This window comes from Sulfitobacter sp. KMM 9851, assembly GCF_057178245.1.
Window position 1 is genome coordinate 2,691,960 of the sequence record NZ_CM169991.1, and the last position, 24,909, is coordinate 2,716,868.

Annotated in this window: 24 protein-coding genes; 11 read left to right on the plus strand and 13 right to left on the minus strand. The window is 58.3% G+C overall.

The genetic code is table 11. The annotated features are described in order from the left end of the window. Nucleotides 1–40: 40 nt before the first annotated feature. Genes lhgO through AC1965_RS13305 form a run of 4 tightly spaced genes read right to left on the minus strand, consistent with a single transcriptional unit; the run spans nt 41 to nt 3,523 of the window. Nucleotides 41–1,231 carry an L-2-hydroxyglutarate oxidase gene (gene lhgO, locus AC1965_RS13290; RefSeq protein ID WP_483884333.1) on the minus strand — a complete coding sequence of 397 codons (1,191 nt, stop codon included), beginning with the start codon at nt 1,229–1,231 and terminating at the stop codon, nt 41–43. A gap of 25 nt (nt 1,232–1,256) precedes the next feature. Continuing rightward, on the minus strand, nt 1,257–2,534 hold the full coding sequence (locus AC1965_RS13295) for a TRAP transporter large permease (protein ID WP_483884334.1): 1,278 nt from the start codon (nt 2,532–2,534) through the stop codon (nt 1,257–1,259). Beyond that, on the minus strand, nt 2,524–3,027 hold the full coding sequence (locus AC1965_RS13300) for a TRAP transporter small permease (RefSeq protein ID WP_483884335.1): 504 nt from the start codon (nt 3,025–3,027) through the stop codon (nt 2,524–2,526). Before AC1965_RS13300 ends, AC1965_RS13295 begins: the two co-directional genes overlap by 11 nt. Continuing rightward, nucleotides 3,020–3,523, minus strand: coding sequence for an acyl-CoA thioesterase (locus tag AC1965_RS13305; RefSeq protein WP_483884336.1), 504 nt, complete (start codon nt 3,521–3,523; stop codon nt 3,020–3,022). Before AC1965_RS13305 ends, AC1965_RS13300 begins: the two co-directional genes overlap by 8 nt. Before the next feature lie 183 nt (nt 3,524–3,706). Between AC1965_RS13305 and AC1965_RS13310 the strand changes: the two genes are divergently transcribed. The 7 genes from AC1965_RS13310 (at nt 3,707) to AC1965_RS13340 (ending at nt 10,895) form a co-directional block, all read left to right on the plus strand. Then, the gene (locus AC1965_RS13310) at nt 3,707–4,714 is read left to right on the plus strand and encodes a TRAP transporter substrate-binding protein (RefSeq protein ID WP_483884337.1); all 1,008 of its coding nucleotides are present in this window, start codon (nt 3,707–3,709) and stop codon (nt 4,712–4,714) included. 88 nt (nt 4,715–4,802) lie between these two features. Continuing rightward, nucleotides 4,803–5,753 carry an aminopeptidase gene (locus tag AC1965_RS13315; RefSeq protein WP_483884338.1) on the plus strand — a complete coding sequence of 317 codons (951 nt, stop codon included), beginning with the start codon at nt 4,803–4,805 and terminating at the stop codon, nt 5,751–5,753. A 163-nt stretch (nt 5,754–5,916) separates the two neighbouring features. Then, a complete protein-coding gene (locus tag AC1965_RS13320) occupies nt 5,917–6,894 on the plus strand; it encodes an aminopeptidase (protein ID WP_483884339.1) in 978 nt (325 codons plus the stop codon). Between the two features lie 69 nt (nt 6,895–6,963). Further along, the gene (locus AC1965_RS13325; RefSeq protein ID WP_483884340.1) at nt 6,964–8,049 is read left to right on the plus strand and encodes a tripartite tricarboxylate transporter substrate binding protein; all 1,086 of its coding nucleotides are present in this window, start codon (nt 6,964–6,966) and stop codon (nt 8,047–8,049) included. A 101-nt stretch (nt 8,050–8,150) separates the two neighbouring features. Continuing rightward, nucleotides 8,151–8,636, plus strand: coding sequence for a tripartite tricarboxylate transporter TctB family protein (locus AC1965_RS13330; RefSeq protein WP_483884341.1), 486 nt, complete (start codon nt 8,151–8,153; stop codon nt 8,634–8,636). 24 nt (nt 8,637–8,660) lie between these two features. Beyond that, a complete protein-coding gene (locus tag AC1965_RS13335; protein ID WP_483884342.1) occupies nt 8,661–10,154 on the plus strand; it encodes a tripartite tricarboxylate transporter permease in 1,494 nt (497 codons plus the stop codon). 42 nt (nt 10,155–10,196) lie between these two features. Further along, nucleotides 10,197–10,895 (plus strand): GntR family transcriptional regulator, encoded by a 699-nt coding sequence (locus tag AC1965_RS13340; RefSeq protein WP_483884343.1) that lies wholly within the window; start codon nt 10,197–10,199, stop codon nt 10,893–10,895. 389 nt (nt 10,896–11,284) lie between these two features. Here the strand turns inward: AC1965_RS13340 and AC1965_RS13345 are convergent, their stop codons facing one another. The 5 genes from AC1965_RS13345 to AC1965_RS13365 all read right to left on the minus strand — a co-directional run bounded on the left by AC1965_RS13345 (nt 11,285) and on the right by AC1965_RS13365 (nt 14,415). Next, the gene (locus AC1965_RS13345) at nt 11,285–11,890 is read right to left on the minus strand and encodes a histidine phosphatase family protein (RefSeq protein ID WP_483884344.1); all 606 of its coding nucleotides are present in this window, start codon (nt 11,888–11,890) and stop codon (nt 11,285–11,287) included. Nucleotides 11,891–11,901: 11 nt separating this feature from the next. Beyond that, a complete protein-coding gene (locus AC1965_RS13350; RefSeq protein ID WP_483884345.1) occupies nt 11,902–12,528 on the minus strand; it encodes a PglD-related sugar-binding protein in 627 nt (208 codons plus the stop codon). Between the two features lie 5 nt (nt 12,529–12,533). After that, a complete protein-coding gene (locus AC1965_RS13355) occupies nt 12,534–13,283 on the minus strand; it encodes a hypothetical protein (RefSeq protein ID WP_483884346.1) in 750 nt (249 codons plus the stop codon). Nucleotide 13,284: 1 nt separating this feature from the next. Beyond that, nucleotides 13,285–13,710, minus strand: a complete 426-nt coding sequence (locus AC1965_RS13360; protein ID WP_483884347.1) for an NUDIX hydrolase — start codon at nt 13,708–13,710, stop codon at nt 13,285–13,287. Between the two features lie 516 nt (nt 13,711–14,226). Next, nucleotides 14,227–14,415, minus strand: a complete 189-nt coding sequence (locus tag AC1965_RS13365; RefSeq protein WP_483884348.1) for a hypothetical protein — start codon at nt 14,413–14,415, stop codon at nt 14,227–14,229. A gap of 500 nt (nt 14,416–14,915) precedes the next feature. Here AC1965_RS13365 and AC1965_RS13370 point away from each other — a divergent pair, with 500 nt between their 5' ends. Further along, nucleotides 14,916–15,545: an MSMEG_1061 family FMN-dependent PPOX-type flavoprotein gene (locus AC1965_RS13370; RefSeq protein ID WP_483884349.1), complete on the plus strand. Its 630-nt coding sequence runs from the start codon at nt 14,916–14,918 to the stop codon at nt 15,543–15,545. A gap of 47 nt (nt 15,546–15,592) precedes the next feature. On the opposite strand, the gene AC1965_RS13375 is transcribed toward AC1965_RS13370, so the two are convergent. Beyond that, nucleotides 15,593–16,336 carry a hypothetical protein gene (locus tag AC1965_RS13375; RefSeq protein ID WP_483884350.1) on the minus strand — a complete coding sequence of 248 codons (744 nt, stop codon included), beginning with the start codon at nt 16,334–16,336 and terminating at the stop codon, nt 15,593–15,595. Between the two features lie 108 nt (nt 16,337–16,444). On the opposite strand from AC1965_RS13375, the gene AC1965_RS13380 reads away from it, so the two are divergent. Next, nucleotides 16,445–17,449 (plus strand): hypothetical protein, encoded by a 1,005-nt coding sequence (locus AC1965_RS13380; protein ID WP_483884351.1) that lies wholly within the window; start codon nt 16,445–16,447, stop codon nt 17,447–17,449. 341 nt (nt 17,450–17,790) lie between these two features. Here the strand turns inward: AC1965_RS13380 and AC1965_RS13385 are convergent, their stop codons facing one another. Then, nucleotides 17,791–18,396, minus strand: coding sequence for a hypothetical protein (locus tag AC1965_RS13385; RefSeq protein WP_483884352.1), 606 nt, complete (start codon nt 18,394–18,396; stop codon nt 17,791–17,793). Nucleotides 18,397–18,564: 168 nt separating this feature from the next. Here AC1965_RS13385 and AC1965_RS13390 point away from each other — a divergent pair, with 168 nt between their 5' ends. Further along, nucleotides 18,565–19,857: an O-acetylhomoserine aminocarboxypropyltransferase/cysteine synthase family protein gene (locus AC1965_RS13390; RefSeq protein WP_483884353.1), complete on the plus strand. Its 1,293-nt coding sequence runs from the start codon at nt 18,565–18,567 to the stop codon at nt 19,855–19,857. A 129-nt stretch (nt 19,858–19,986) separates the two neighbouring features. On the opposite strand, the gene AC1965_RS13395 is transcribed toward AC1965_RS13390, so the two are convergent. Next, the gene (locus AC1965_RS13395) at nt 19,987–20,688 is read right to left on the minus strand and encodes an SIMPL domain-containing protein (RefSeq protein WP_483884354.1); all 702 of its coding nucleotides are present in this window, start codon (nt 20,686–20,688) and stop codon (nt 19,987–19,989) included. A 170-nt stretch (nt 20,689–20,858) separates the two neighbouring features. Here AC1965_RS13395 and AC1965_RS13400 point away from each other — a divergent pair, with 170 nt between their 5' ends. Continuing rightward, complete coding sequence (locus tag AC1965_RS13400) at nt 20,859–23,480, plus strand: hypothetical protein (protein WP_483884355.1); 2,622 nt, start codon at nt 20,859–20,861, stop codon at nt 23,478–23,480. Nucleotides 23,481–23,673: 193 nt separating this feature from the next. Here the strand turns inward: AC1965_RS13400 and hppD are convergent, their stop codons facing one another. Further along, nucleotides 23,674–24,783, minus strand: coding sequence for a 4-hydroxyphenylpyruvate dioxygenase (gene hppD, locus AC1965_RS13405; RefSeq protein WP_483887045.1), 1,110 nt, complete (start codon nt 24,781–24,783; stop codon nt 23,674–23,676). Between the last annotated feature and the right edge of the window lie 126 nt (nt 24,784–24,909).

A 24,909-nucleotide genomic window follows, 5' to 3' on the forward strand; every position in this document is an offset into this window, starting at 1 on the left:
GTCCATCGGCGCCCTTTTTTTCGGGTTCGTCCCTCTGCGTTCAGCTCAAAAGACTTTGTGCAATATGACGGCCGATTGGCAATGAAGACGTCGCCGCCGGGGACGGGGCATTGCAGACATGCAAGGTGTGGCGCGTACGGATAAAGAGGAAGTCATCCACCAGCGTTCCGTCCTTTCGCACCGCCTGTGCGCGGATGCCGGGCCGATAGCGCGACAGATCCTGCAACCGAATCCGGTCGCAGTAGCGTTGTACCCGGCGTAGGTAGAGCCGTTTCAGCGCCGAGGCCGACAGTTCAGACAGGGCCGAGCCTGCATTGGTGGCCACCAGCCGCCAAAATCCGGGATAGCTCACCGAGGCCGCCAGATCACGCAGGCAGATGTCTGTCTTGTCATAACCTTCGCGTGCCATGGCCATTACCGCATTTGGCCCCACGGTAAAGCCACCATCCATCTTGCGCGTCAAATGCACCCCTAGAAAGGGCCGCGCCGGGTCGGGCACCGGGTAGATCAGGTGGCGGACAAAGTCTTCCGGTTGGTTGTTCACGCGGAAATACTCGCCGCGAAACGGGATGATGCGGAAATCAACTTGGGCACCAAAGGTCTGCGCCATTCGGTCCGCTTGCAACCCAGCACAAAAGACCGCCTTGCCCGCCGTAAATTGCCCCCTAGTTGTGCGCACGGTGACGCCCTGGGCGTCCTCGCTGCCGCCAATCACCTCGTGATCAAAAATCAGGGTGCCGCCTGCTTCTTTAAATTCCGAGGCCATGCTGCGGGTTACCTCCGCAAAATCGACGATGCAGGTCGAAGGCGACAGGAGTGCTGCTTCGGCCTTGACGTTGGGCTCTGCCGCACGGGCCTCGGCCCGGTTCATCCGCTCGATCTCGATCCCATTGGCGCGGGCGCGTTCCTCCAAGGCGTGCAGCCTTACGGTCTCGGCTTCGTCAACCGCGACAATCAGCTTGCCGCAAGCCTCAACCGCCACGCCACGCTCCTCGCAATAGCGCCGCATTTCCTGTTTGCCCTCGCGGCAGAACTGCGCTTTCAAACTCCCGGGTGCATAATAGACCCCCGCGTGTATCACCCCGGAGTTGCGTCCCGATTGATGTCGAGCGACGGCACTCTCCTTTTCCAACAACACGATGCGTGCTCTCGGGTGTGCCTGTTGAAGGCTACGGGCCGCAGCGAGGCCAACGATGCCTCCACCGGCGATCAGGTAGTCATAGGTCTTCATGGAACGGTCCTCATGTAGGTTCCGGCTAGCGCATCACCAGCTGCGGCAGCCAAGTTGTGAGAGGGGGCACCAGCGCGATGACGAAGGCACAGCAGATCAGCGCGAGGAAATAGGGCAGGATCGCCTTTGTGTAGGTCGCCACCGAAATCCCTGCGATGGCATTGACCAAAAACATGCACAGGCCCACCGGCGGGGTGATCAGCCCCAGCATCGTGCTGAACACCACCGTCACGCCCAGATGAACCGGGTCCATCATCAGCTGCGGGGACAGGGTCAGCAGAATAGGCACGATCAGAACGATCAGCACCACAGTTTCGATCAGCAACCCGAGGACCAAAAGCAGCACCACCACCAGACAGCGCAGCACAACCGGATCAGACGAGATCGACAGCAAAGCATCGGCTAACATCTGGCCAAAACCCTCACGCACCAAGATCCAGCCGAACAGATTGGACACCGCGATCACAAACATGATCATCGCAGTAAGGCGTGCCGCGCCCAGAACGATGGGCAGCAAGGCCCGCGGGGCCAATTGCCGAAAGATTACCATCTCAAGCAGCAGCGCATAAAAGACCGCAATGGCCGCGGCTTCGACAGGAGTAAAAATGCCTCCCACGATTCCGCCGACGATTATCACTGGAAGCATAAGATCTAACGCGGCATGGCGCAGTGCAACAAAGAACTCGCCCAGCTCGAACCGCTCGCGCGTGCGATAGTTTCCCCGCCGTGACATGACATAGACGGTGAGGATCAGAAAGCCGGTCATGATCAGCCCTGGCACGATCCCGGCAATGAACAGCTGACCGATGGAAACCTGCGCAACGGAGCCGTAGATTACAAAGGGCACGCTGGGGGGAAAGATTGGCCCGATGACCGAGGAGGCCGATGTGACGGCCGCGCTCATTGGCGCGGGATAGCCGGATTTCTTCATCGCGGGGATCATCGTCGCCCCCTGCCCTGCGGCATCGGCAGTGGCCGACCCCGACATGCCAGCCATCAACAAGCTCGACAGTACATTGACCTGCGCCAGCCCGCCGCGCACATGGCCGATCATCGCATCCGCTAATCGCAGCAGCCGTGCCATGATGCCGCCGCCATTCATAATTGCCCCTGCGAGCATAAAGAGCGGTGCCGCCAGCAGCGGGAATGAATCTGCCCCTGCGATCATGCGTTGACCCACCACGGGCCAAGGCGTGCCGGTCATGACGACATAGAGGATCGACGCCCCGGCAATCGCATAGGCAATCGGCACGCCGACAAGGGCCATGCCGAAAAACAGCAGGATGAGAACTTCAACCGCCATTGGATGTCTCCCCCGACACAAGCGTTGCGATGTCCTGAACCACTTGGGCCAGCACCACGAGCATGGTCGCAATCGCGCCCACAGGCAGGGCCCCGTAGATGAAATACATGCCGATCCCGAGCGCCGGAGACGTCTGGCTGCCGAGTGCTGCGATGGCAAAGCCGGCCCAGACGATCGCCCCCAGAATGGCCAGCACGACCAGATTGGTGACCACCCGCATCAAAAGTTGACCGCCCGGCGGCAACAGGGGCGCGATCCAGTCCACCCCGATCTGTTCGTTTTTGAGTTGCACCGAAGCAATCCCGATAAACGTAAGCCAAATCAGCATGAAACGCGCAAGTTCCTCGGTCCAGAAGGGGGGCGCGGAGAGGGCATAGCGCATCACCACTTGGGTGAAGACAGATAAGGCCAGCACGGCAAGCGCCGCGACCATCACCCCATGCAGAAGACCTATGGCGAGGCGGGCGATCTTTGAGCCGGTTCGGTCAGTCATGGCGCGGCTCCGGCTTGAGTTGCAATCCGTCACACAGATGCGACGGAGTGGCTGTGCCGAGACTGGCCTTAAGGGTCGCTTTTACGTCGGAGGGCCAAGGTGCGGATCGGCGTGCCTTCAGATCGACATGCATCGAGACTTGCTCAAGCACGGCAATCACCCGGCCGGCATCTGCTGCAGTCAATTCGTGACGGTATTTGATCCGTTTGGCGTCGACCCCAATCAGCGTAGAGTGAACCTCGACATCATCTCCAAGTGACGCCTCGCTAAGGTAGGAAACATGCGCGCCGAGGGCGAAAGTGCTGCACCCAGTGCGCGCCGCATAAGTTTCACCGATCTGGAGCGCATCAAGAAGATTATCCGTGCCCAGATCAAACAAGTGGGCGATCCAGGTTACATTTAGATGGCCATTATAGTCCGTCCAGGCCGATATGATTCGCCGTTCGACCGGCGCAACGGGTCGGTCCTGCCCCATTTCGTCTACCTCATGCCCCATACAACTCTCCCGGTTTTCAGTTATTTTCAGCGTCCAGTGCAATCTACGCCGCACTTCATTTTGTATACAGTAGACTAAACACAATATCTTTGCTATCCAATTTCTGACGGCGCATGGCGTCTGTCTAAAAATCTGCTGCTTGCGCCCTAATCGGCGGAGGCACGGATCCACAGGGAGCAAAAAATGATCAACCTTTCCATTCGACAGATTCGCGGACTGGCCTTCGCGACCGTTGTAAGCTGCGCAGCAGTGCTGCCCGTCGCTGGCTTTGCCCAATCCGTGACTGCCAATTTGAACCATCAAATGACCGGCACCGTGATCGACGAGGCGGTTCAGCGCATGGCAGCCGACCTTGAGAGCCAGAGCGATGGGCGCATTGCCATCAAAGTTCACTCTCGCGGCGAACTGGGGGGCGAGCGCGACATGTTTGACCTCATGCAAGTGGGGGCGATCGAAATGGGGGTAACCGGGTCCGTCATCGTCTCTGCTGTGGCACCGGAATATGGCGTTCTGGATGCGCCCTATCTGTTCAATTCGCCCGAGCATCTGGCCAAGGTGATGGACGGGCCAATCGGCGCAGGCCTCAAAGAGACCCTGATCGACCGTAAGGGCATTCGCATCATCGGCCGCATGGACCGCGCCCCTCGGCATCTGTCCACGGGCGGCAAAGAGGTCCGCACCCCGGCCGACCTTAGTGGGCTTAAAATCCGGATGCGCGAAATCCCCGCCCAGATCGAAGCTTTCCGCGCTCTTGGTGCAAGCCCGGTGCCGATGGCCTTTGGCGAGGTCTATACCGCGCTGCAAACCGGGGTGCTTGATGCCCAAGAAAACCCGCTCGATATCATCATGGGCACCAGCCTCTATGAGGTACAGAAAACGATCACCCTTACTGGTCATGTCCGCGAAGTGCAGTATCTGGTCGTCTCAGACATGTGGTGGCAGTCGCTGTCCGACGAGGACCGCGCCTTGGTACAACAGGCTGCGGACCAAGCCATGAGCTGGGGACAAGGCCGCGTCTACCAGGCGGACGCCGATCTGGTTGAAACGGCAAAGGGCAAGGGGCTGACCGTCATTGAACTGACCCCGGAGCAACGCGCGAGCTTCAGCGCCGGTGTCGCGGACCTGCCGCAGAGATTTGCTGGGAAATGGAAAGACGGTCTTTATCAGCAGATCGTCGACGCCGGGAAGTAATCTCACCTTAGCATGGCGCCGCACCTCCGCCGGCGGCATGCCCTCTCCAGCCTAGAAAGGCGCCACGTTGACCCCGCTTATCCTCAAAATGCCCAACGCCCGAAAGGTGCTGCGCCTTCTTGGTGCCGTCACTCCGCAGACCAAGCTGTTGATACTGCATGACCCGACAACCGCAGCGAACGCAGAAGCATTGGCCGTAGCGGCATCCGAGCTGGGCGCGCAGTTCAGCATGTTACGGGAAATGCCTGCCACACATCACGGTGGCCAATTGTCCGAAATTGCCGCCGCCGCAATGAAAGAAGCGGATCTAGTGGTTGCGCCCATGCAAACCAATGCGGCCCATACCAACGCCCGTCGCGCCGCGCAGGAAGAGGCGGGCACCCATGTGATCTGCCTTCCTGAGGCGATGGCCGATGATTTCTTCCTCGCCCCCGGCTGGAACGCGGATTTCGAAGCGCTGCGTCCGCAGATAGATGCATTGGGCGCGGCGCTCGACCGGGCCGAAACCGCCCGCGTCACCTCGCGCCACGGCACCGATATTACCATGTCGATCAAGGGCCGCCGGGGCCGTGCGTTGAACGGCTTTTCCAATAGCGTCGATATTTCCGCGGGCTATTGCCTCGAAGCCTCCATCGCCCCTGTTGAGGGCACGGCCAATGGCATCATCGTCGTCGATGCCTCGATCCCCGGTTTTGGGTTAATCGGGCCAGACCCCGTTGTCATCCACTACAAAGACGGCATGGCCACCTCTATTGAAGGAGGCCCGCAGGCCGACGGATTTCGCGCGCTGTTGGAAAGCTTTGACGACCCCAATGTTTACAACCTCGGTGAGCTTGGCATCGGCATGAACCCCGAGTGCCAGTTGGACGGGACAATGCTGAGCGATGAAAGTGTCTGGGGCGGGTTTCAACTGGCGCTCGGCACCTCCGCACCCGGGGGAAAATGCCAGGCTGCCGCCCATTACGACACGGTCCTGACAGGCGCCAAACTCGTCCTCGACGGCCAGACAGTTTTCGACGACCGAAACTTGCTTATCTAATCCCAACCCAGATTTCCACCACCGCGGGAAACTCTGGAAACTATTCAAAAACAAACTTGTATACAGTCCACAAATTGATTGACCCCCTCTTTCGCCCCGTTAATCTCAGTCAAACGAAGTGGTTTGCGGGGCGCGATGACACCGATACCACAAAGGAACCAAAATGCTCGAACGTATGGAAATGATGAAACCCGTGGGTGTGATCTTGGATCAATGCCTTAACCTGCAAGCGGGTGAACAATTGCTGGTACTTGCCGACACCGACAATCTGCGCATCGGCCAGATGTTTGCCCTTGCCGGACAGATGCGGGGAGCTGAAACGATTTTTTTGACATATAAACCCCGCAGCCGCCACGGCGAAGAGCTGCCGAGCATTATTGCAGAGGCCATGAAAGCCGCCGATGCTATCGTCGCCCCGACGGCTTTTTCGGTTAACCACACCTCGGCCCGCAAGGCGGCCAGCGATGCTGGCGCGCGGCTTATTTTCTTCCCCGGCTGTAAAGAGGACATGTTTCTCGACGGTTGCTTAGACATTGATTTCATCGCCCAGTCGAAGGTTATCGCCGATTTATCTGAGGTGCTTGAACGAGGCCGTGAGGTGCATCTGACCAGCAATGACGGTCGCACCGATCTAAAAATCAACATCGCTGACCGCCACGCGGTGCCCCAGAACGGCATCTGCCATGCGCCAGGCTCGATTTCCCCCCCTCCCTGCATCGAAACCGCCGTGGCCCCTGTCGAATACACCACCGAAGGCGTCGTTTGCATCGACGGAGCGGTGGTGCCGGGCGGCGAGGTGCTTGAACCTTTCATGCTGACATTTGAAAAGGGCCGTATCGTATCCGTCGATGCCTCGACAAAGGACGGCCGGATGCTTGATCAGCTGCTTGCCAGCTACAATGACAAGGAAATTTACAGCCACGTCGAGCTTGGCTTCGGCCTCAACCCCAAGGCAAAGATCGGCCGCGGCGTCGAACTCGAAGACGAAGGCGAGTTTGGCACGATCCACCTTGGCATCGGCAATGGCATCACCTTTGGCAGCACGATCCGCGCTTCTGGCCATATCGACCTGGTAGTGCGCCACCCCATCGTCAGCGTCGACGGCAAGGTGGTTTTGAAAGACCGCGAACTGTCGCTTTGACACATCCGGCGCAAGCGCGCGCAAGACGGGCTGCGCCACCCCATCCATCAGAACAGGGAGTTCTATGACATGACCGACTATAACAGACGCCAATTTCTAGCCGCGGCGGGCACCGGCGCACTCGCCATGACCTTGGCCCCCAAGGCGGCATTGGCCCGCGAGTGGCCGACCCGGCCAATCACCATCGTAATCCAATATGGAGCGGGCGGGGGCACTGATACGATCATCCGTGCTCTGGCCAAGGCGCTGGAGAAGTCCTTTGACGTGGGCATCCGTGCCGTCAATCAACCCGGCGCTGCGGGCGCCTTGGCGACCGACCATGTGGAGGGAAAGCGGCCCGACGGCTACTGGTTGCTCGGCAATGCCGATTACAACAAGATCTTCCGCGTGCTGGGCTATGCTGACGAAGCCCCTTGGCAGACGTGGCAGTTCTACAAGATTGGCCGCTCGCTCCCGGCCTGGGCTGTTCCGATCGACTCCCCTTATCAGACCCTCGGTGATGTGGTGGAGGCCGCCAAAGCCAACCCCGGCGGCGTTCGGATATCAAACTCCGGGATTGGCACGGTCTGGCACGAGGCCACGCTGGTCGCGCTGGAATATTCCACGGGCGCGAGCTTTAGCCATATTCCCTATCAGGGCGGCGCGCCTGCGGCCTTGGCGGCCCTTCAGGGTGAGGCTGATGTTGTGGCCACCGGCATTCAAGAGCAGGTCGAATATCTGCGCAGCGGCAAGCTGCGCAACATCGGCGTCTTCCTTGATGAGCCGCTGGAAATCGAGGGGCTCGACACGCCGCTGCAACCCGTCACGGCATCGGTTCCCGGGTCCGGCGATCTGGGGCTGATCCAAGGGGTCTATGCTTTGGCCGTGCGCCGAGATTCCCCGCAAGAGGTGCATGAAGCGCTGCGCGTAGCCGTGGCAGAGGCCGTCGCCGACGAAGGATTTGCTAAGGTCCTTGCAAATCGGGTTATGTTCCCCGAGTTCCTGACCGGCGAAGAGGCCGACCGCGAGGCTGCGCTTTTTGAATCCGTGACCTCATGGCTTTACCATGACAACGGTTTGGAAGGCCTGCAAAAGACCCCCGAAGAGGTCGGCATCCCCCGGCCCAAGGATTTTGCCGCCGCTTGGCCCCCTGCGGATTACAAAGCGATCTTCTGAGGATAAACTTTTTCTGCCCCCATACACTGGGGTATAGGGGCAGAAATCCGGGGCGGCCTATCCGCGCCTAATCAACTTCTACCAGCCTAAGGAGAGGCCTCATGAGCGCGCAACGAGACACCCATCTGTTGCCAAGTGTCCTGACAGCGGGCTTGGGCGGTGTTCTGGTCTTCAAAGGTTTGTCCATGCCGCACCCCCGAGGCTGGAGCTCTTCGCCCGGGTTGTTTCCGATCATCATTGGCGGGGTGCTTGTGTTACTTGCACTGCTGCTCTTGGCAGAAAGGCGGAAGTTACGTGCCCGACCTGCAGGGGCCAAAGTCTTTCCGCAGGTGCCGATCAACATGAAGGTCATCGGCGCGGTCTGCGGCTCGCTTGCGCTGTATATTCTAGCGCTTCATTACCTGCCTTACGAGCCGCCCACCTTTATCTACCTTGTCTTGGCCATGCTTGCCTTTGGCAGCCGGTCCGCGCCTTCTATCCTTTTGGCGGCGCTTGGCTTTACCGTTGTCATTTCAGTCCTCTTCACCCGGGTCTTGGGAACCTTGGTGCCCGGCAGCTACAGCCTGCTGGAACTAATCCCCTATTGAAACCCACGGCCCGGGAGGTCCATCTTGTTCAGCTTTTTTGACGCTTTTGGTGCATCGCCGATCCTGTTTTCGGTACTCGGCGCAGGTGCCGGTATCATCTGGGGGGCCATGCCCGGCCTGTCGATGACCATGGGCATGGCGCTTTTGGCAACCTTTTCCTACGGGATGGACATCCAAAGCGCCGCTGCCTTCTTAATGGGCATTTATACCGGCGCCACCTTTGGGGGTGCAATCAGCGCCATCCTTATCAACATTCCCGGCACGCCAGATTCAGTCCCCATTCAGCTCTGCGGCTACCCTCTTACGGAACAGGGCCGAGGCGGCGAAGCGATCGCCACCGCGATCTTCGCCTCGTTTATCGGCAATTGGGTCGGCCTCTTGGCGCTCGCGCTCGTGGCTCCGCTTCTGATCGTTTTTGCGCTGAACTTCGGGGCGTGGGAACAGTTTCTCCTCGCGCTATGGGGCATCCTTCTCGCAGGCAGCATATCGGGTGAGTCGGACAGCATGGTCAAAGGCTGGATCTCGGGCTGGATCGGCCTTGCCATCGCGATGGTCGGTCTGGAACCAATCCTTGGTTATCCCCGCCTTGTGTTTGATGTGCCTGAGTTACGCGGCGGCGTTGCCTTTATCCCGGTGCTGATCGGCCTCTTTGGCATTGCCGAGGTGATGAGGATCGCTGGCCGACACAGCCAAAACACCGAGGCGCGCCCCGTTGGCCGGGTCTGGCCGCGTTTCGACCTGCTGCGGCGCTACTACAGGTCTGCGCTGCGCTCCAGCGCAATTGGAACGGTGGTCGGCGTGATCCCGGGCGGTGGTGCGCCCATGGCAAATTTCCTCTCTTACGAAATAGGCCAACGCGCATCGGGCAAGCAATTCCATAAGGGCAGCATGGAAGGGGTGATCTGCACCGGAACCTCCGACAACGCCGCCATCGGTGGTTCGCTACTGCCCGCGTTGGCTCTGGGCATTCCCAGCTCAGCCGCCATTGCCGTGGTCATGGCGGCGCTGGCCTATCATGGCGTGGTGATCGGCCCTTCGCTTGAGCAGAGCCAGCCGGGTTTCCTTGTCTTTCTCTTTGGCACGCTGATCGTCGCCAACCTTGCCATGTATGTACTTGGCTTTGCCCTACTCAAGCCGATCATCCGTTTGTTGGCGATGCCACCTGCCCTGCTGATGCCGATGGTGGCAATGCTGTGTATGATCGGCGCCTATTCGGTGCAACTGTCGGTCTTTGACATGTGGGTGGCAATTGGCTTTGGAATTTTTGGCTATCTGCTGGTGCGGTATGACTTCCCGCTTGCCCCGATGGTGTTTGCCCTGATCTTGGGCAAAATTGCGGACGAAAATCTCCGTAAATCCGCGATCATCTTTTCCGAAAACACCACGTCACAGCTGCTGTCGCGGCCGATTGGCCTGATTATCCTTCTACTCATCCTCGTGACGATCCTTTATGGTATCGTCACGACGTTAAAGGCCAAGAGCCGCCCCGCGCAGGATGCTACCGATTTGAATGTTTAGGTTTTTTCCTTCGGGATTTGCACGAACAGGAAGGACAGAAAAATGAACAGTCATACTGGGCGGCCAAAGCTGCCGGACGTGCTCGGGCTTGAGTTGGCCGGCATCATCGAAAGCCGTATCATCCGGTTGGAATTCGAACCCGACACCCATCTGACGGAACAGCAAATCTGCGCCGAATTCGATGTCAGCCGCTCCCCCGTCCGCGAGGCCTTTCGCCAGTTGGAGGCCACCGGGCTAGTGGTGCGCCACAAGCGGCGCGGCGTGCGGGTGACCCCGATGTCCTATAAACATGTCGATGAAATCTATGTGGTTCGGACCCCGCTGGAGAGCATCGCTGCCGCGCTTGCGACTGAACATGCCAGCGAAGAAGACCTCGAGTATCTCGGCCAGACCGTCAGACAACTCGAAGAGACCCTCGCCTCAGACGATGCGGCCGGATTTTTTGCCGCCAATATAGACTATTTCGAGCGCATCCACAGCATCACCGGAAATGCCACGCTGCAAAACATTCTGCGCACCATTGAAAAACAGGCAATGCGCTATCGCTATTTTGCGCATCGGTACAGCAAAGACATGCAGAAAAGTTCCACCGCCAACCTAAGGCGCATACTAGACCGGATGCGCGACCGCGATGTCGAAGGTGTGCGGTCCGATACTGAAGCCATGATGGTGCAGGCGCATAAGCTCATCGTCGATGTGCTGAAGGAGTATCCAGCGCTGACCGAAAGCGCTGAAAGTTAGACAGCGCGCTCTGGTAGACAATCACTGCGCTTTCGAATTACCGAAACTCGACCTCTTGTTGCGCATTCCGGGGTGGTGTGCCCCCATCGGGTGGTGCAGTTCTATCGGTAATGCATGGTCGGCTATTAGTCTATCGGGACGATGCTTTCTGGCGCTTCCGGCCCTAAGCCGACCTTGGGAACCTATCTACTTGCTGCAGCGCTACACACCAAAGCGGACATCAATCAGAATTGCAGCTTTCGCAGTCTACGTATTGGCTAGTTTTTAGCAAAGGCACCCAGTCTAGTAGCATCCATCGCTGTTACATAAAAACAAGAGAGAGCTGATATCTCGTCACTAGGAGAGAGTTGTATTTTAGTGCCGTTCCGAAGGTTGCCCAAAACAACCAATTAACTACGAATATGATTCAACCAAGTCGTCACTAGCTTCGAATACTCAGTTTCAAAATGCTCACAAAACTGGAATTCAACATTTTTGTAGGCGCTATCCATAGGAGTAACTTTATTTGATAGATGCCAAAAGAAAATCAAGTGGGATGTCGTGCATACAACGAGAACTTTCCTCGCCTCATCAGAATCATGCACAAGCTTATCAAGTGACGCGATTGAACGGCTTCCAAACGAATTCGGGGACTCCATACCTTCAATTTTGAGCGCACTGATCGAGGCTCTGCCATCTCGCCAACTTTGCATCTCTCTACTGTCTCGTGAAAATCTACGCTCTGCAGTCGATATTGACACACCTGACAATCGCCCAAGGCCTATCGAAGTAAACTCATCTGCGACGAAGGTTGGTAGATTTAGTGTCTCAGAAATTATCGCTGCAGTCTCTTTCGTTTGTATATGTGGCGAAGCGTAGACCATATCTATCGCTGGCTCTAAAGCTGACATCTCCTCCGCAGCTATCAAAGCTTGAGACTTTCCAATTTCTGTTAAAGGCATCCCATCGCCGCCTGGCATACCAATCAAGTTCTTTTGCGACTGTGCGTGCCGCATGAATATAAACCTCACTTGTTTTGCCTTGTTGCCGGGCAGCCGTAGAAAGTTCCACGCTCATACAAACTTCGGTTTGCCAAAGATAAAGCTCCAAGAGTGATATGTGAGGTCAACTCCATACCCGGTAATATGCACGCACCCATTCCAATCATACACCCCTGACCTAAACTGCTTTCCGAACCGATGTTTGCATTAGACGCCACCGTACAAAAGTCGCCTAGCGAAGCGCGACTTCCGAACGTACTGTTGGCATTGAGGACGCAATGTAACCCGATACTGCAGAAGGGCCCAATATTCGCTCCGGGAAGAACAATGCATCCTCGATCTATGATCGATCCCACCATCAATCTTGCCGCAGGATGTATCAATGTACCATAGCTTTTGGGCGAAATCGTGTGTGCCATTTTATTGGCAATTTTAATTCTTGAAGCTGGTTCACCCACGCACAAAACAACCTTAAATTCCGATTGCTCTACAGCGCTGACCAAATCACTAGATCGACGCATCAGTCCTAAACCCGGTACAGGGCTATTTGTTGCGTAGTCATCAAAGAAAACTACAGCTTCAACGCCGATGTTTTTTGCAACATCGTATGCTGCAAGGCCGAGTGATGAAGCACCGTAAAGAATAACTCTCATCTAAACTAGAAGACGCCTTGGCCTACAGTACTTTTCTTGGACACTTGACCGTCCTTTAGGTTCACTTCGATCAACGCCCAATAGCTTTGTTTAGGACTTCGCAAAATCTGCCTGTACACTTGCTTCCCTTTGATGAAATGGGTTACTGCAGCGTTTGTTCCTACACCTCGAAGACCAAAAATAACTAAGCCGCATCCTGTTTCATTGTCTTGTGGGCTTAGCTCCCGGACGTAAATGGTCAGCGCATAATCCTTTGAGATACCATCTGTATCAGGATTAATTTCGGTCGAGTATAGGACGTCTTCAAAGTAGAAACCTTTGTCTGTAGATGAGAATTTAACTGGTATGCTCTCGTCAAATCTATCCAAGTATAGGGCAGTAAGCGAGTTGGTTAGAGGTCCGCCTAAACAAATGATGGGCCCACCATCGTACCGTCCCGCTTGCGCCAACGAGGCTCTTTCCAATTGAAGTTGGCCCCCAACACGTTCCACCTCAGAGCGCAAGTCTGAAAAAGCTTCTACATCCGTTAAGCTGACCTTTCCTAGGCTCCCGGCACTTCCAGGTTTGTCGACGATAAATGTTGGGATTGGCATACTGTATGACAAAAATGGCTTCCAGATCTGATTTCTATCTCGGAACCGATAGGCGGAGATAGCCCATTTTGAAAAATATCCGAAAAAGAACATCACAATTGCTGCAATAAAATTGGAAAGGGTGCTTAGGCTCAAATCAGTTACGTCTATAGGGTCCATCATACTAAAACTCAGACTTCAGATACATCAATGCGGCGACAGTTGGTGCGTGAGTGACAGTTCCGTCCTTAACTAGCCGAAAGGCTTCAAGCAATTCGACCGTCTGCGCATCCTTTTTGGGCAGATGATCGCCCACACGGTCATCAAGAAAAACATGAGTTTTATGAAAAGAAGTTGAAAAGTCCATATCGAGCGAGAATAACAACTCTGGAGCTGAGGCAACGAGACCAGTTTCTTCGAGAAACTCACGTACTACGCAATCATACGCATTTTCGTTTTCTCGAATCTTACCGCCGGGTAACTCGATTGTAGTTTTCCCATGTACCGGACGCTGCTGTGTAACCAAAACGATGCCACCTGTAGTCGAAACACTTGCTAAACATGCCGATTCCGGAAATCTGTATACCTCGCCTTTTCTAATTTTTTTCATGATAGCTACGGTTCGTTCCCGCTGTTCTCGCCGCTGTCACACAGGAGAGGGTGAGCCAGAACTCCAACCGGGTGTAAGACGAACGACTTGGTTAACATCTGTTGGTTATCGGTACTGCTAAGCTCGGACTTCTCGAACACTAAACCTTGCGTATCAAATGGCAACAATTACTTGCTTCGGGCTTTAGGCGAAGAAACAGGAAGCAACATAACTTGTAATTTGAATGTCTGGTTTCCACGATCCTTAGCTATTCTTCGCTGCCGCAGCGAAGGTCTGGAAACCGCCCTTGGAGTCGATCGCTGCATCACTATGGCAAAGGGAAACCCCTGCCCTATTGAGCCTAATTGAACCCAATTACAGAACTCTGGACTTGCTCCCAGAGCAAAAGGGTTTGGTTGTTGAGGTGTGTTTAATCCTGCATCTGATTTATGCACCGCAGATTGACCCTTGTTTTCATATCCGGGTCAGCCTGGTGCAAATATTTACGAATTTCCACCAAGCCTGCCTTGCTGGTTTTCAATCCGGTATCGCTCTGAGAATGCAATCGAGGCTTTCCCGTCCCAGCTGAATATGGCGCTCGATATCTTCGCATTCCTGCGGATCCTCTTCCGTCTCCAGAAGGGCTGTGAGTTCTTTTATCCCATCACGCAAAACCTCCTTCGTCCGAACGAGATCATTGTATTCGACCTTCTCTTCCTTGGTCATCGGACCGGCAAAGTGAACGCTGCCAGTCCGGAAATTGACCTTGACGTGATCCGGGTGCGGCAGCGGATCTGGAAGATCTGTGATATCAAATTTTTTGCGTCTGTCGAGCTCCCGCTCCCACTGAACCTTATACTCGATTGCCCTGGCCTAAAGCGGGTTGCGGACGGTGGTTTGCCAAAGCCTACGTCATAATCCGATGGGGTCGTCAGTGTCGGAGCGCCTGACTTCGTCCTGCTCATTCCGCAGCCTTCAGCTGTGCCAAGGGAGCTGACCAACCGCAGATAAGCTGTCCGCATCGTCCTTGGCGTAGCCACATCTGAATGCGATGTGTCAGGCACGGCAGTCGCATGTCAAACGCGATGAGACCGCCAGCGCAACGGCCTTTCATAGCACCGTCTCTTCCGGCAATCGCCTCCCCCATTCTGAGTTTCGCTCGTAATCTGCTATGCTGTCCCGAGATCCGCATCTCTGTGGATGGTTTAGACAGAAAGATATTTGGAATGCTGCACGTTGACGAGGAAATCACATCACTCTCGCGCCTGCGTGCGCTGCTGCCGACCGAGGGTTTCACCAATACTTTCATGAAGGTGACAGATGAATTGAACGATGTGGCGCGCGCGTTTATCGCGGTTGCGCCCTTTATCATCCTTGGCACCAAATCGTCACAGGGGTTGATCGACGTGTCCCCCAAGGGCGATCACCCCGGCTTTGTCGAGGTTTACGACACTAAAACCCTGATCATCCCCGATCGGCTGGGCAACCACCGCGTCGACGGATTTCAGAACATCCTTGAGGACGCGAATGTCGCGATCCTGTTCATTGTGCCAGGGCATGGCGACACCCTGCGCGTGGCCGGCAAGGCGCGCATCGTCAAGGACCGCGCGATCAGCAAACGCCACGCGGTCAATGGCAAGGAACCCCTGCTGGCACTGGTCGTCGAGGTGGAAGAAGCGTTCATGCATTGCTCAAAATCATTGATCAGGTCGCGCCTTTGGTATCCCGACACATGGCCCGCACGTAAAACTGCCCCGACACTGGCCCAATGGGTTATGGCCACCGTCGACAGGGATCAGACGCTCGACGACGTTCAAACGGATCACACAACGGACGAGCAAGAGCGGCTGTATTGATGGTCTGGGGGATGCTCTACCGTGCCCACACCACAGCCATGCCCGCCTCAGGGGATCAGCACATCACCCCGGGCAAAGCGCGCCACATCCATGCTCAGATCATCGTAAACCACCTGTATGGTGACATTCTGAACCGATCCGGGCTTGAAGGTCAGCAACGGGTTGCCGTCGTCTTCTAGAATAGCGTTGGGCGTTGAAAATTGCGTGTGACATGGCGGCAGCGGCCAATTCTGCATCGTTTCCCCATTTACCGAAATCGCCATCGCGGCAAGGCCGCAGCGCCAGCTCCAGATATGGGTGACATAGAGGTAGTCCTTGCCCTCGTATTCGCGCACGGCGATCCAACTGCCCTTGGTCGCGTTCAGTATCGGCCTAACCTCAAGCGCGGTCGTGAACTTGCCACTGGGGGTCTGGGGTTCGGCGATCAGCCCGGTCGGCACCACGCCCATGTTGTACCCGTCGCCCTGGGGCGCGGGTATGACCGGCGCGGCTGTGGGGGCCACGGCGGTTGGGGCGGTGGAAGGTGCAGGTGCCGCCGGCGCCCCTTCCAGCAAGGTACCCTGCCCAACGATCACACTGTCCGGCGCAATGGCGACCGTAGGAGGGGCCAGCGGCGCAATCGCGGGGGGCGTGCCCGCCTCGGCGGTCGCGTCGGGCTGCGGAGCCTCGGTGGCGGGTGTCGTCACGGCGGGGGGCGTCTGCGCCTGCGCGCTCTGCCCGGCCCCGTCCGTCTGCCCGTCTGCACCGTTCACCCCCGCCGCGATCATGGCGAATAATACATCAATCATCATAAACCCCCATTGTTGAATACACTATCATCCTGCGGCGCAAATGCCGCCTTTTGCCAAATCAATCTTGCCCCTATAGTGATCTAAAAAATCCGGGGGCCGCATTCGAGTATGGCACGCAAACCGCGCCTGTCGCAAACTTTCAACGTCGTTATTGTCGCCCAGCAGGGGCGTCTGGCCTATGAAGCACTGCTCTTTGCCGCCTCGCTGCGCCACTGCGCACCGGATTTCAAAGGCAGGCTGCTGGTGGCGGAACCCCAAAACGGCCCGCTGTGGAAAAACGACCCACAGATCAAGAATGACGAACTGCGCGCGGCATTGACTGATCTGGGGGCAGAAATCATCCCCTTTGACAGCAAACATTTCGGCAGCGCCTACCCTTATGGCAACAAGATAGAAATGCTCAGCGCCCTGCCCAAGGGCGAACCATTTGTGTTTTTCGACAGTGATACGCTGATCACCGGGGATCTGGCGGCAGTGCCGTTTGACTTTGACCGGCCCAGCGCGTCCCTGCGACGCGAAGGCACATGGCCGATCCCGCAGCTTTATGGGCCGGGATATACGGGCCTGTGGAAATCGCTTTATGACAAGTTTGATTTGGATTTCGACAGCAGTCTGGATCTGACCCAGCCGGACGAATACTGGCGGCGTTACCTCTATTTCAACGCGGGGTTCTTTTACTATCGCTGCCCGCATGAATTTGGCGAAAAATTCCTGCATTACGCGCTGGAAACCCGCGACAATCCCCCGGTCGAACTGTGCTGCCAGAGCTTTGATCCCTGGCTGGATCAGGTGGTTCTGCCACTGGTGATCCACGCCTTGGGCGGCGGGCGCAATGTCTTGCCCGAGGGGCTGATGGATGGGTCGGTGACGTGCCACTACCGACTGCTGCCGCTGCTTTACGCCCGCGAAAGCGATCTGGCCGTGCAGGTGCTGGAAGAAATCGCATCCCCCAACAAGATCAAAAAGGTGTTGAAGGGGCATGAGGCGATCAAGCGGATGATCTATCAGGGACGCGGGGCCAAGGTGCGGGCGCTGTTTGATCAGGACAACCTGCCGCGCAAGGAACAGGCGATCCGCAACCGGATTAAGTCAAATGGGTTCTGGATGCGCTAAATCGACTAGGACCCATGCCGCAAGCGCCGGGCCGTTCCCTGCCCGCCCCACGGGGGGCGGTGATGGGCCCCTACCTTGACCGTACGCAGGCCTCACCCGATCTTAACGCCCGCACCTCATTCTTATCCCCGTTGCAACAAGCCTACCCAAGGACCAGAGGCGCGAAACCATCCGCGCCATATCTGAACGGTTCAGACATGCAGGGATAAAATCCTGTCTCGTATATCCGATCTGGCGGCGCCGCCATTCTTACAGGCTTCCCACGATCCCCAACCGATAAAACGAAAAGACTGCACCGGGGGTCCCCGGCGCAGCCCTTCCGCGTTGCTTTTGCAGGTGCCTTAGCTGGGTTTATCCAGCAAGGTGTAGGTCGAGATCAGCGCGTCCTGTACTTGGGCGCGGGCGATCTTGCCCTTTTCAGTGCGCTTGCTGCGCGCGCCGATTGCTTTCTTGATCACACGACCGATCTGCTGGTTCAGCGACACGCGGGCGCGTTGGGCCGCGCGGCTGCCCGCTTCGGCGCCGCCACTGCTGGCCACGTCGTATTGCTTGGCAAAGGTGGCATCCTTGGCGGCATCTTGCACCACGTTCAGAATGAAATGATCCTCGAATTTGCCAGCGGCATCCATCGCCTTGGCACGCGCGACAACTTCGCTGATGACATGGCGCTTGGCTGCCAGACGCTGGGCCAACGCATCATCCGCCGGGGCAGATTCGATCACGTGGTTATCAACCAGCTGCTGCATGTAATGGGTCAGGTTCATACCGGCCGCCTTGGCCTGCGCATCCATGAAACGGCGCACGGCTGTTTCCATGGTAAAGGTGACGGTGCTGGCCTTGGCCAGTTTCTCAAGCCGTTTGGCACGGCGCGCGCCGCGATCCGCTGCATCACCTGTCGCCGCTGCTGCCACTGCCTTGCCTTTTGTAATCTTTTCAACTTTGCCCATTTCGGGTCTCCTATGTGAAAACATACTTGTGGTGTATGCGATAATATCGCCTGCGTCAACATACTTTGACTCTATGCGATAGCGGCGCGGCGATGACAGAAACGCCCGTTGAGTGCATCCTGCATTCGGCCTACACCTGTGCAAGCATTCCCACAGGAGGACAGAAAAATGACAGATGCCCCCGAACACGGCTTTGACACCCTGCAAATTCACGCAGGGGCCCGCCCCGACCCCGCCACCGGCGCGCGCCAGACGCCGATCTATCAAACCACCGCATACGTATTCCGCGACGCCGATCACGCAGCGGCCCTGTTCAACCTGCAAGAAGTCGGGTTCATCTATTCGCGCCTGACCAACCCCACCGTTGCCGTGCTGCAAGAACGCATTGCCACGCTAGAAGGCGGCGTTGGCGCGGTCTGCTGTTCGTCCGGCCACGCGGCGCAGATCATGGCTCTGTTCCCGCTGATGGGTCCGGGCAAGAACATCGTCGCCTCGACGCGACTATATGGCGGCACGGTCACGCAGTTCAGCCACACAATCAAACGCTTTGGCTGGTCTTGTACCTTTGTCGACTTTGACGACCCCAAGGCAGTGGCAGCGGCAATCGACGACGACACCCGCGCGATCTTTGGCGAGGCAATCGCGAACCCCGGCGGCTATATCATGGATGTGCGCGCCATCGCGGATGTCGCCGATGCGGCGGGCATCCCGCTGATCATCGACAACACCAGCGCCACACCCTACCTGTGCCGCCCGATCGAGCTGGGTGCGACGCTGGTTGTGCATTCCACCACCAAATACCTCACCGGCAATGGCACCGTGACCGGCGGGGCGGTCGTGGATTCGGGCAAGTTCGACTGGTCCGCAAATGACAAATTCCCGTCGCTCAGCCAGCCGGAGCCGGCCTATCACGGGCTGAAGTTCCACGAAACATTCGGTCCGCTGGCGTTCACCTTCCATGGCATCGCCATAGGCCTGCGCGACCTGGGGATGACCATGAACCCACAGGCAGCGCATTATACGCTGATGGGTACTGAAACCCTGTCGCTGCGGATGGACCGCCATGTGACGAACGCCGTGCGCGTGGCCGAATGGCTCGAAAAGGACGACCGGGTTGATTACGTGACCTATGCCGGGCTAAAATCCTCGCCCTACCACGATCGGATGAAAAAGGTCTGCCCCAAGGGCGCGGGGGGTCTGTTTACCTTTGCGGTCAAGGGCGGCTACGACGCCTGCGTGAAACTGGTCAACGCGTTGGAGATTTTCAGCCATGTCGCCAACCTCGGCGATACACGCTCACTGATCATCCACTCTGCCTCGACCACCCACCGGCAACTGTCGCCAGAACAGCAAGAGGCCGCAGGCGCTGGCGCAAATGTGGTACGCTTGTCGATCGGGACCGAAGATGCCAACGATCTGATCGCAGATCTCGATCAGGCGCTGACCAAGGCTGTCAGCTAAGCCTTGCGCGGGCTGTCACGCCCGGCGCTCTGATGACTTTGCGTGCGGGGCAGTGAAGCCCACAAAAAAAGAGGCGCTGCCGAACCAAAATCCGGCAGCGCCTTCTGTCTTTACCTCACGGCCTTTACGTTACTGCACGGGGGCGATGGCAAAAACCATCGTCACCTGCGCCTGCACCTCGACCTCGCCCTGGGCGATGGCGCTGTCCATTGCGGCACCCATGCGGGCCGCCTCGAACATCTTGGGCTGCGACGAATAAGAATTTTCCGTCATCCGCAGCACTGTTCCCAATTGCACCCCGGCCGCATCGGCCAATTGCTGCGCGCGCGCCGTCGCATCAGCGACCGCTGCCTTGCGGGCCTCGGCGAGTGCATCCTTTGGATCTTCCAGGCCAAAGTCCAGGCCGTTGAAATCATTCGCGCCTTCCTCCAGAACCGCATCCATCATGCCGCCCAGGGCCGGCAGGTCGCGGACTTTGACAGTGACGGAATTGCCCGCCTCGTAGCTGTTGATCTCAGGCTGCGTGCCATCTTCGCGCGGACGGTTGTCGTAGACCGGGCGCAGGTAGAACCGGCTGGTTTGGCGATCCTTTGCCGCGATACCCTGCGCGTCCAGCCGCGTCAGAATGGCACTGACCGCCTGTGTCACCTTGTCCATCGCCTCTTTCGCTGTTGCAGCATTTTCGGTGACGCCCAACGTGATCGTCGCCATATCCGGTTCTGCGGCGATGCGGCCCTCGCCGGTTACCACGATCCCTTGCTCTGCCTCTTGGGCGGCCAAAACACTGGCGCCCATGACCCAAATCAAGGCCACCCATTTAACTATACGCATGATCACGCTCCTTTCAGCTGTCATATGCCGCCGTATGTGCCCACTGGTTGACGACAAAGACAAGCGGCTGTGCGCCCCTCGCCCTTTCCATGGGCAAACTCCTGCTCTATCGTCACTCTCATCCCGGGTGTGTCTGTCGCCGCGCCTGACCCCATGTTAAAGTCATTGCGATGAAGCCAAATTTTGCCCTGTCCCTGTCGTTCCAAGGTATTCGTCTGCTGCACCGCGCAGCGGGTGGGTGGCGTGTTGTCGGGGATGTAGCTCTTGATGCCGAAGATATGGCCGCCGAGCTTGCCATGCTGCGCAAGACCGCCACCTCTCTTGAACCGGGCGGGCTGCGCAGCAAGCTGCTGATTCCCAATGAGCAGATCAAGTATCTGACCATCGACACACCCGACCAGTCGCCTGACGCGCGGCGCATGGCGGCCCAAACAGCACTTGATGGTGCCACCCCCTATGCCGTGGCCGATCTTGCCTTTGACATCAGCATCGACGGGCCGCGCACCCATGTCGCCGCCGTGGCGCAGGAAACCCTGGCCGAGGCAGAAGCCTTTGCGATGGAACACCGGTTTCACCCGGTCTGCTTTGCCGCCGTGCCCGATGACCAGCCCTACCTTGGTGCGCCCTATTTCGGCGCAACCAAAGCCGCCCCTGATTTGCTCGACGCGGGCGATGACGTCGAACCGGACGATGTCGCCGTTGTCGTGATCGGCGATGCGATTCTGCCGACCACTGCCCCTGTGGCAGAGGCCCCTGCAGCAGCGCAAATCAAAGCGCCCGAGGAACAGCCCCCCGTTACCAAACCGGACATTACCAAACCGGACGTTGCCACACCGAAGGTCGAAACCAGGCCCGAACCGACTGCGGCCCCCATATCCGAACCCCAACCCGCCAAGACAGACACCGCACAAACGGCCCCGGCTCCAGCCAGCGCCAAGCCTGCGCCTGTCGCCGGGCCGCCCAAACCTGCCCAGCCAAATGCGCCCCAGACAGGGCAGCAGCCCCCGACACACGCCAAAGCAACGCCCGTCGGGCCGCCTGCGCCATCGGCCAGCGGCGCCGCGCCCACAACGCCGCCCGTCGGCTTTGCCAGCAGACGCAGCACCGACCTGCCTGCGTCGGACGCGCCCCGCAGCCTGGGCGGACAACGCCGCGACGATCTGCCCGCCCCGGCAGGCACTGCGGCCCCGATGGCACCCAAGCCACCCGCATCTGACGGCACGGGCACCGAGGCGGGCGTCAACAGCGGCACCATGCAACCCGACAGCACATCGCTTGCCCCCGTGGCGTCAGCGGCCGCTGGCGGTTTCCTAAGCCGCCGCAAACCCAAACCCACCGGCCGTGGCACATCTGATCAGCCCAAAGGCAAAGCCGCAACGAGCCGCGCCCCCGCCAACGAAGCCGAACGCATGACCGTCTTTGGCGCCCGGCGCAGCACGGACGTGCGGGGCAAACCACGGTTTCTGGGCCTGATCCTGACAGCCGCGCTTTTGGTGTTCCTGGCCGGTGTCGCGGCTTGGGCCTCGATCTTTCTCGACGATGGGATGAGCCTGTCGCGGCTCTTTGGTGACCGCAGCCCAAGGGTGACCGCGTCGGGCCCGACGGCGGTCGACCCACAGCCCAGCATCGACGCCCCCGCCGATGATGACATCGAGATCGCATCGCTGGAGCCTGACCTGACGGATGAAGACGGCGCCGTGCTGGATGCGCTGCGCGTACCAGATGCACCACCGCCGCTGCCACAATTGACCGAAGACGAAATTGAAGCCCGTTATGCCGCCACCGGCATCTTTCCCCGCGCGCCGGACGTGCCGCCGGAGCCGGCCGGGCTGGTAGACATCGAAGACCTGTACCTGACGAGCATCGACCCCGTGAGCACCTCGACGGATGCCGTGGCCCTGCCCGCCGTCGACGGGTTCGTGACCGATGTTACGCCCGGCAATGTCGCCTCTCCCCCTGCGGCGGGGACACAATTCACGCTGGACGCGCGCGGTCTGGTGATCCCCACCGCCGCAGGGGCGCCGAGCCCGGACGGCTTTACCGTCTTTCTGGGCCGCCCGGAGGTGGTGCCGCCTGCCACCATGACACGCCCCGAGGGCGGCGAGGCGGTGGCCGAGGAAACCCCAGAAGCGCCCAACCCGCTGGCCAAATTGCGACCGCGCAACCGGCCAAATGATCTGGCCGAAACCACCGAGCGCGCGCAGCTTGATGGGTTGACCAAGGTCGAACTGGCCGGGTTCCGCCCCGCCATGCGGCCCCGGTCGGTGCAAGAAGAGGCCGCTGTGACCGAAGTTGCCGCGATAGAGACACCGCTTGCGACAGTCGATACATCGGCAGCCGTCGCCGCAGCCCTTGCCACGCCGCAGGCCTTTGAAAACGCGACAAAGCTTGCCGCCACCGCGTCGCGCCGCCCCGATGTGCGGCCGCGCAATTTCGCCCGGATCGTCAAACGCGCCGAGCGTTCAGCGCCCGCGCCCGAAACCCGTGTTGCCAGCGCGGCCAGCGCGGCCATCGTGGCGCCCCGCACCGTCACCCCGTCGATACCCTCCACTGCTTCGGTGGCAAAACAGGCGACGGTGAAGAATGCGATCAATCTGCGGCAGGTTAATTTGATCGGGGTTTACGGCAAACCGTCCAGCCGCCGCGCCTTGGTCCGCCTGAGCAATGGCCGCTACGAGAAGGTCGCTGTTGGTGACCGTCTGGATGGCGGGCGGGTGTCGGCGATCGGCGACAAGGAATTGGTCTATGTCAAACGGGGCCGCAACGTCGTCTTGCAGATGCCCAAGAGCTGACACCGGGCGCCGCGTTAGCGATCTATTGGGGGGCCAGCCCCCCAACCCAGGACATCTATTGGGGGGCCAGCCCCCCAAACCCAAGACATCTATTGGGGGGCCAGCCCCCCAAACCAAGCCGTCTATTGGGGGGCCAGCCCCCCAAACCCCCCGGGAATATTAAGACCAAAAAGAGAGGGGCCGGAGCGCAGGGTCAGGAGGCTTTCAACTCGCCATTGTCGATCTGTTCCTGTTCGATGGATTCGAACAGGGCCTTGAAGTTGCCCTCACCGAAACCGTCGTCGCCCTTGCGTTCGATGAATTCGAAAAAGATCGGACCGATCACGGTTTTGCTGAAAATTTGCAGCAGGATGCGGGTTTCGCCGCCGTCTTTGCCATCCACGTCTACCACGCCTTCACCGTCAATCAGGATGCCGTGCTTCTGCATCCGGTCCAGTGGCTCCTCGTGGCCGGTCACGCGGTCCTTGCTCATCATATAATAGGTCTCGGGTGGGCCCGGCATGAATTTTAGCCCATTGTCGGCAATTGCATCGGTTGCGTCATAGATATTGCGCGCGCCGACAGCGATGTGTTGGATGCCTTCGCCATTGTATTTTTTAAGATAGGCAACAATCTGCCCGGTTTCGCCCCGGTCTTCGTTGATCGGGATGCGGATGCGCCCGCAAGGCGAGGTCAGCGCGCGACTGGTCAGACCCGTGAATTTGCCTGCAATGTCGAAAAACCGGATTTCGCGGAAGTTGAACAGATCGCCGTAGAACTTGAACCACAGGTCCATGTTGCCCTTGTGGACGTTATGGGTGAGGTGATCGAGATAATAGAAACCGACCCCCTCCGGTTTGGATTGCGCGATCCAGTCGTATTCCCAATTGTAGGGCGATGTGTCGTAATACTGGTCCACGAAATATAAAAGCGACCCGCCGATGCCCATGATCGCCGGCACGTCGAGCACCTTGCCGTCACCTTTGTATTCCTCGGCACCATTGGCAACCGCATGGGCCAGCGCCTTGTCGGCATCGACCACCCGCCAGCCCATGGACGGGGCGCAGGGGCCATGGTCTTTGACAAAACGGGCGGCAAAGCTGTCGGGGTCGTGGTTCAGCACATAGGTGATATCGCCCTGCTGCCAAAGTTCGATCTGTTTGGTCTTGTGATTGGCGACATGGGCATAGCCCATCTTGCTAAAGACATCGCGCAGGGATTCCGGATCAGGGCTGGCGAATTCGACGAATTCAAAGCCGTCCGTGCCGGCGGGGTTTTCCGCGTTGATCGTCGATTTTGGTGCGTCATGTGGAAAGGGGCCCATGGCAGTCTCCTTGAAGGTCTGGTTTGACCGCATCCTATCGGCGGTGTCGCGCTGTATCTGCGCATTGTTGGGCATCGGACTGTTCATTTTCACGCGTTTGCCGCATAGTTTTGTCAAAGCATGCGG

Coding starts and splice junctions, on each gene's coding strand:
- lhgO (WP_483884333.1), bottom strand. CDS start 1,231: ATGAAGACCTATGACTACCTGATCGCCGGTGGAGGCATCGTTGGCCTC.
- AC1965_RS13295 (WP_483884334.1), bottom strand. CDS start 2,534: ATGGCGGTTGAAGTTCTCATCCTGCTGTTTTTCGGCATGGCCCTTGTC.
- AC1965_RS13300 (WP_483884335.1), bottom strand. CDS start 3,027: ATGACTGACCGAACCGGCTCAAAGATCGCCCGCCTCGCCATAGGTCTT.
- AC1965_RS13305 (WP_483884336.1), bottom strand. CDS start 3,523: ATGGGGCATGAGGTAGACGAAATGGGGCAGGACCGACCCGTTGCGCCG.
- AC1965_RS13310 (WP_483884337.1), top strand. CDS start 3,707: ATGATCAACCTTTCCATTCGACAGATTCGCGGACTGGCCTTCGCGACC.
- AC1965_RS13315 (WP_483884338.1), top strand. CDS start 4,803: ATGCCCAACGCCCGAAAGGTGCTGCGCCTTCTTGGTGCCGTCACTCCG.
- AC1965_RS13320 (WP_483884339.1), top strand. CDS start 5,917: ATGCTCGAACGTATGGAAATGATGAAACCCGTGGGTGTGATCTTGGAT.
- AC1965_RS13325 (WP_483884340.1), top strand. CDS start 6,964: ATGACCGACTATAACAGACGCCAATTTCTAGCCGCGGCGGGCACCGGC.
- AC1965_RS13330 (WP_483884341.1), top strand. CDS start 8,151: ATGAGCGCGCAACGAGACACCCATCTGTTGCCAAGTGTCCTGACAGCG.
- AC1965_RS13340 (WP_483884343.1), top strand. CDS start 10,197: ATGAACAGTCATACTGGGCGGCCAAAGCTGCCGGACGTGCTCGGGCTT.
- AC1965_RS13345 (WP_483884344.1), bottom strand. CDS start 11,890: ATGCGGCACGCACAGTCGCAAAAGAACTTGATTGGTATGCCAGGCGGC.
- AC1965_RS13350 (WP_483884345.1), bottom strand. CDS start 12,528: ATGAGAGTTATTCTTTACGGTGCTTCATCACTCGGCCTTGCAGCATAC.
- AC1965_RS13355 (WP_483884346.1), bottom strand. CDS start 13,283: ATGATGGACCCTATAGACGTAACTGATTTGAGCCTAAGCACCCTTTCC.
- AC1965_RS13360 (WP_483884347.1), bottom strand. CDS start 13,710: ATGAAAAAAATTAGAAAAGGCGAGGTATACAGATTTCCGGAATCGGCA.
- AC1965_RS13365 (WP_483884348.1), bottom strand. CDS start 14,415: ATGACCAAGGAAGAGAAGGTCGAATACAATGATCTCGTTCGGACGAAG.
- AC1965_RS13370 (WP_483884349.1), top strand. CDS start 14,916: ATGCTGCACGTTGACGAGGAAATCACATCACTCTCGCGCCTGCGTGCG.
- AC1965_RS13375 (WP_483884350.1), bottom strand. CDS start 16,336: ATGATGATTGATGTATTATTCGCCATGATCGCGGCGGGGGTGAACGGT.
- AC1965_RS13380 (WP_483884351.1), top strand. CDS start 16,445: ATGGCACGCAAACCGCGCCTGTCGCAAACTTTCAACGTCGTTATTGTC.
- AC1965_RS13385 (WP_483884352.1), bottom strand. CDS start 18,396: ATGGGCAAAGTTGAAAAGATTACAAAAGGCAAGGCAGTGGCAGCAGCG.
- AC1965_RS13390 (WP_483884353.1), top strand. CDS start 18,565: ATGACAGATGCCCCCGAACACGGCTTTGACACCCTGCAAATTCACGCA.
- AC1965_RS13395 (WP_483884354.1), bottom strand. CDS start 20,688: ATGCGTATAGTTAAATGGGTGGCCTTGATTTGGGTCATGGGCGCCAGT.
- AC1965_RS13400 (WP_483884355.1), top strand. CDS start 20,859: ATGAAGCCAAATTTTGCCCTGTCCCTGTCGTTCCAAGGTATTCGTCTG.
- hppD (WP_483887045.1), bottom strand. CDS start 24,783: ATGGGCCCCTTTCCACATGACGCACCAAAATCGACGATCAACGCGGAA.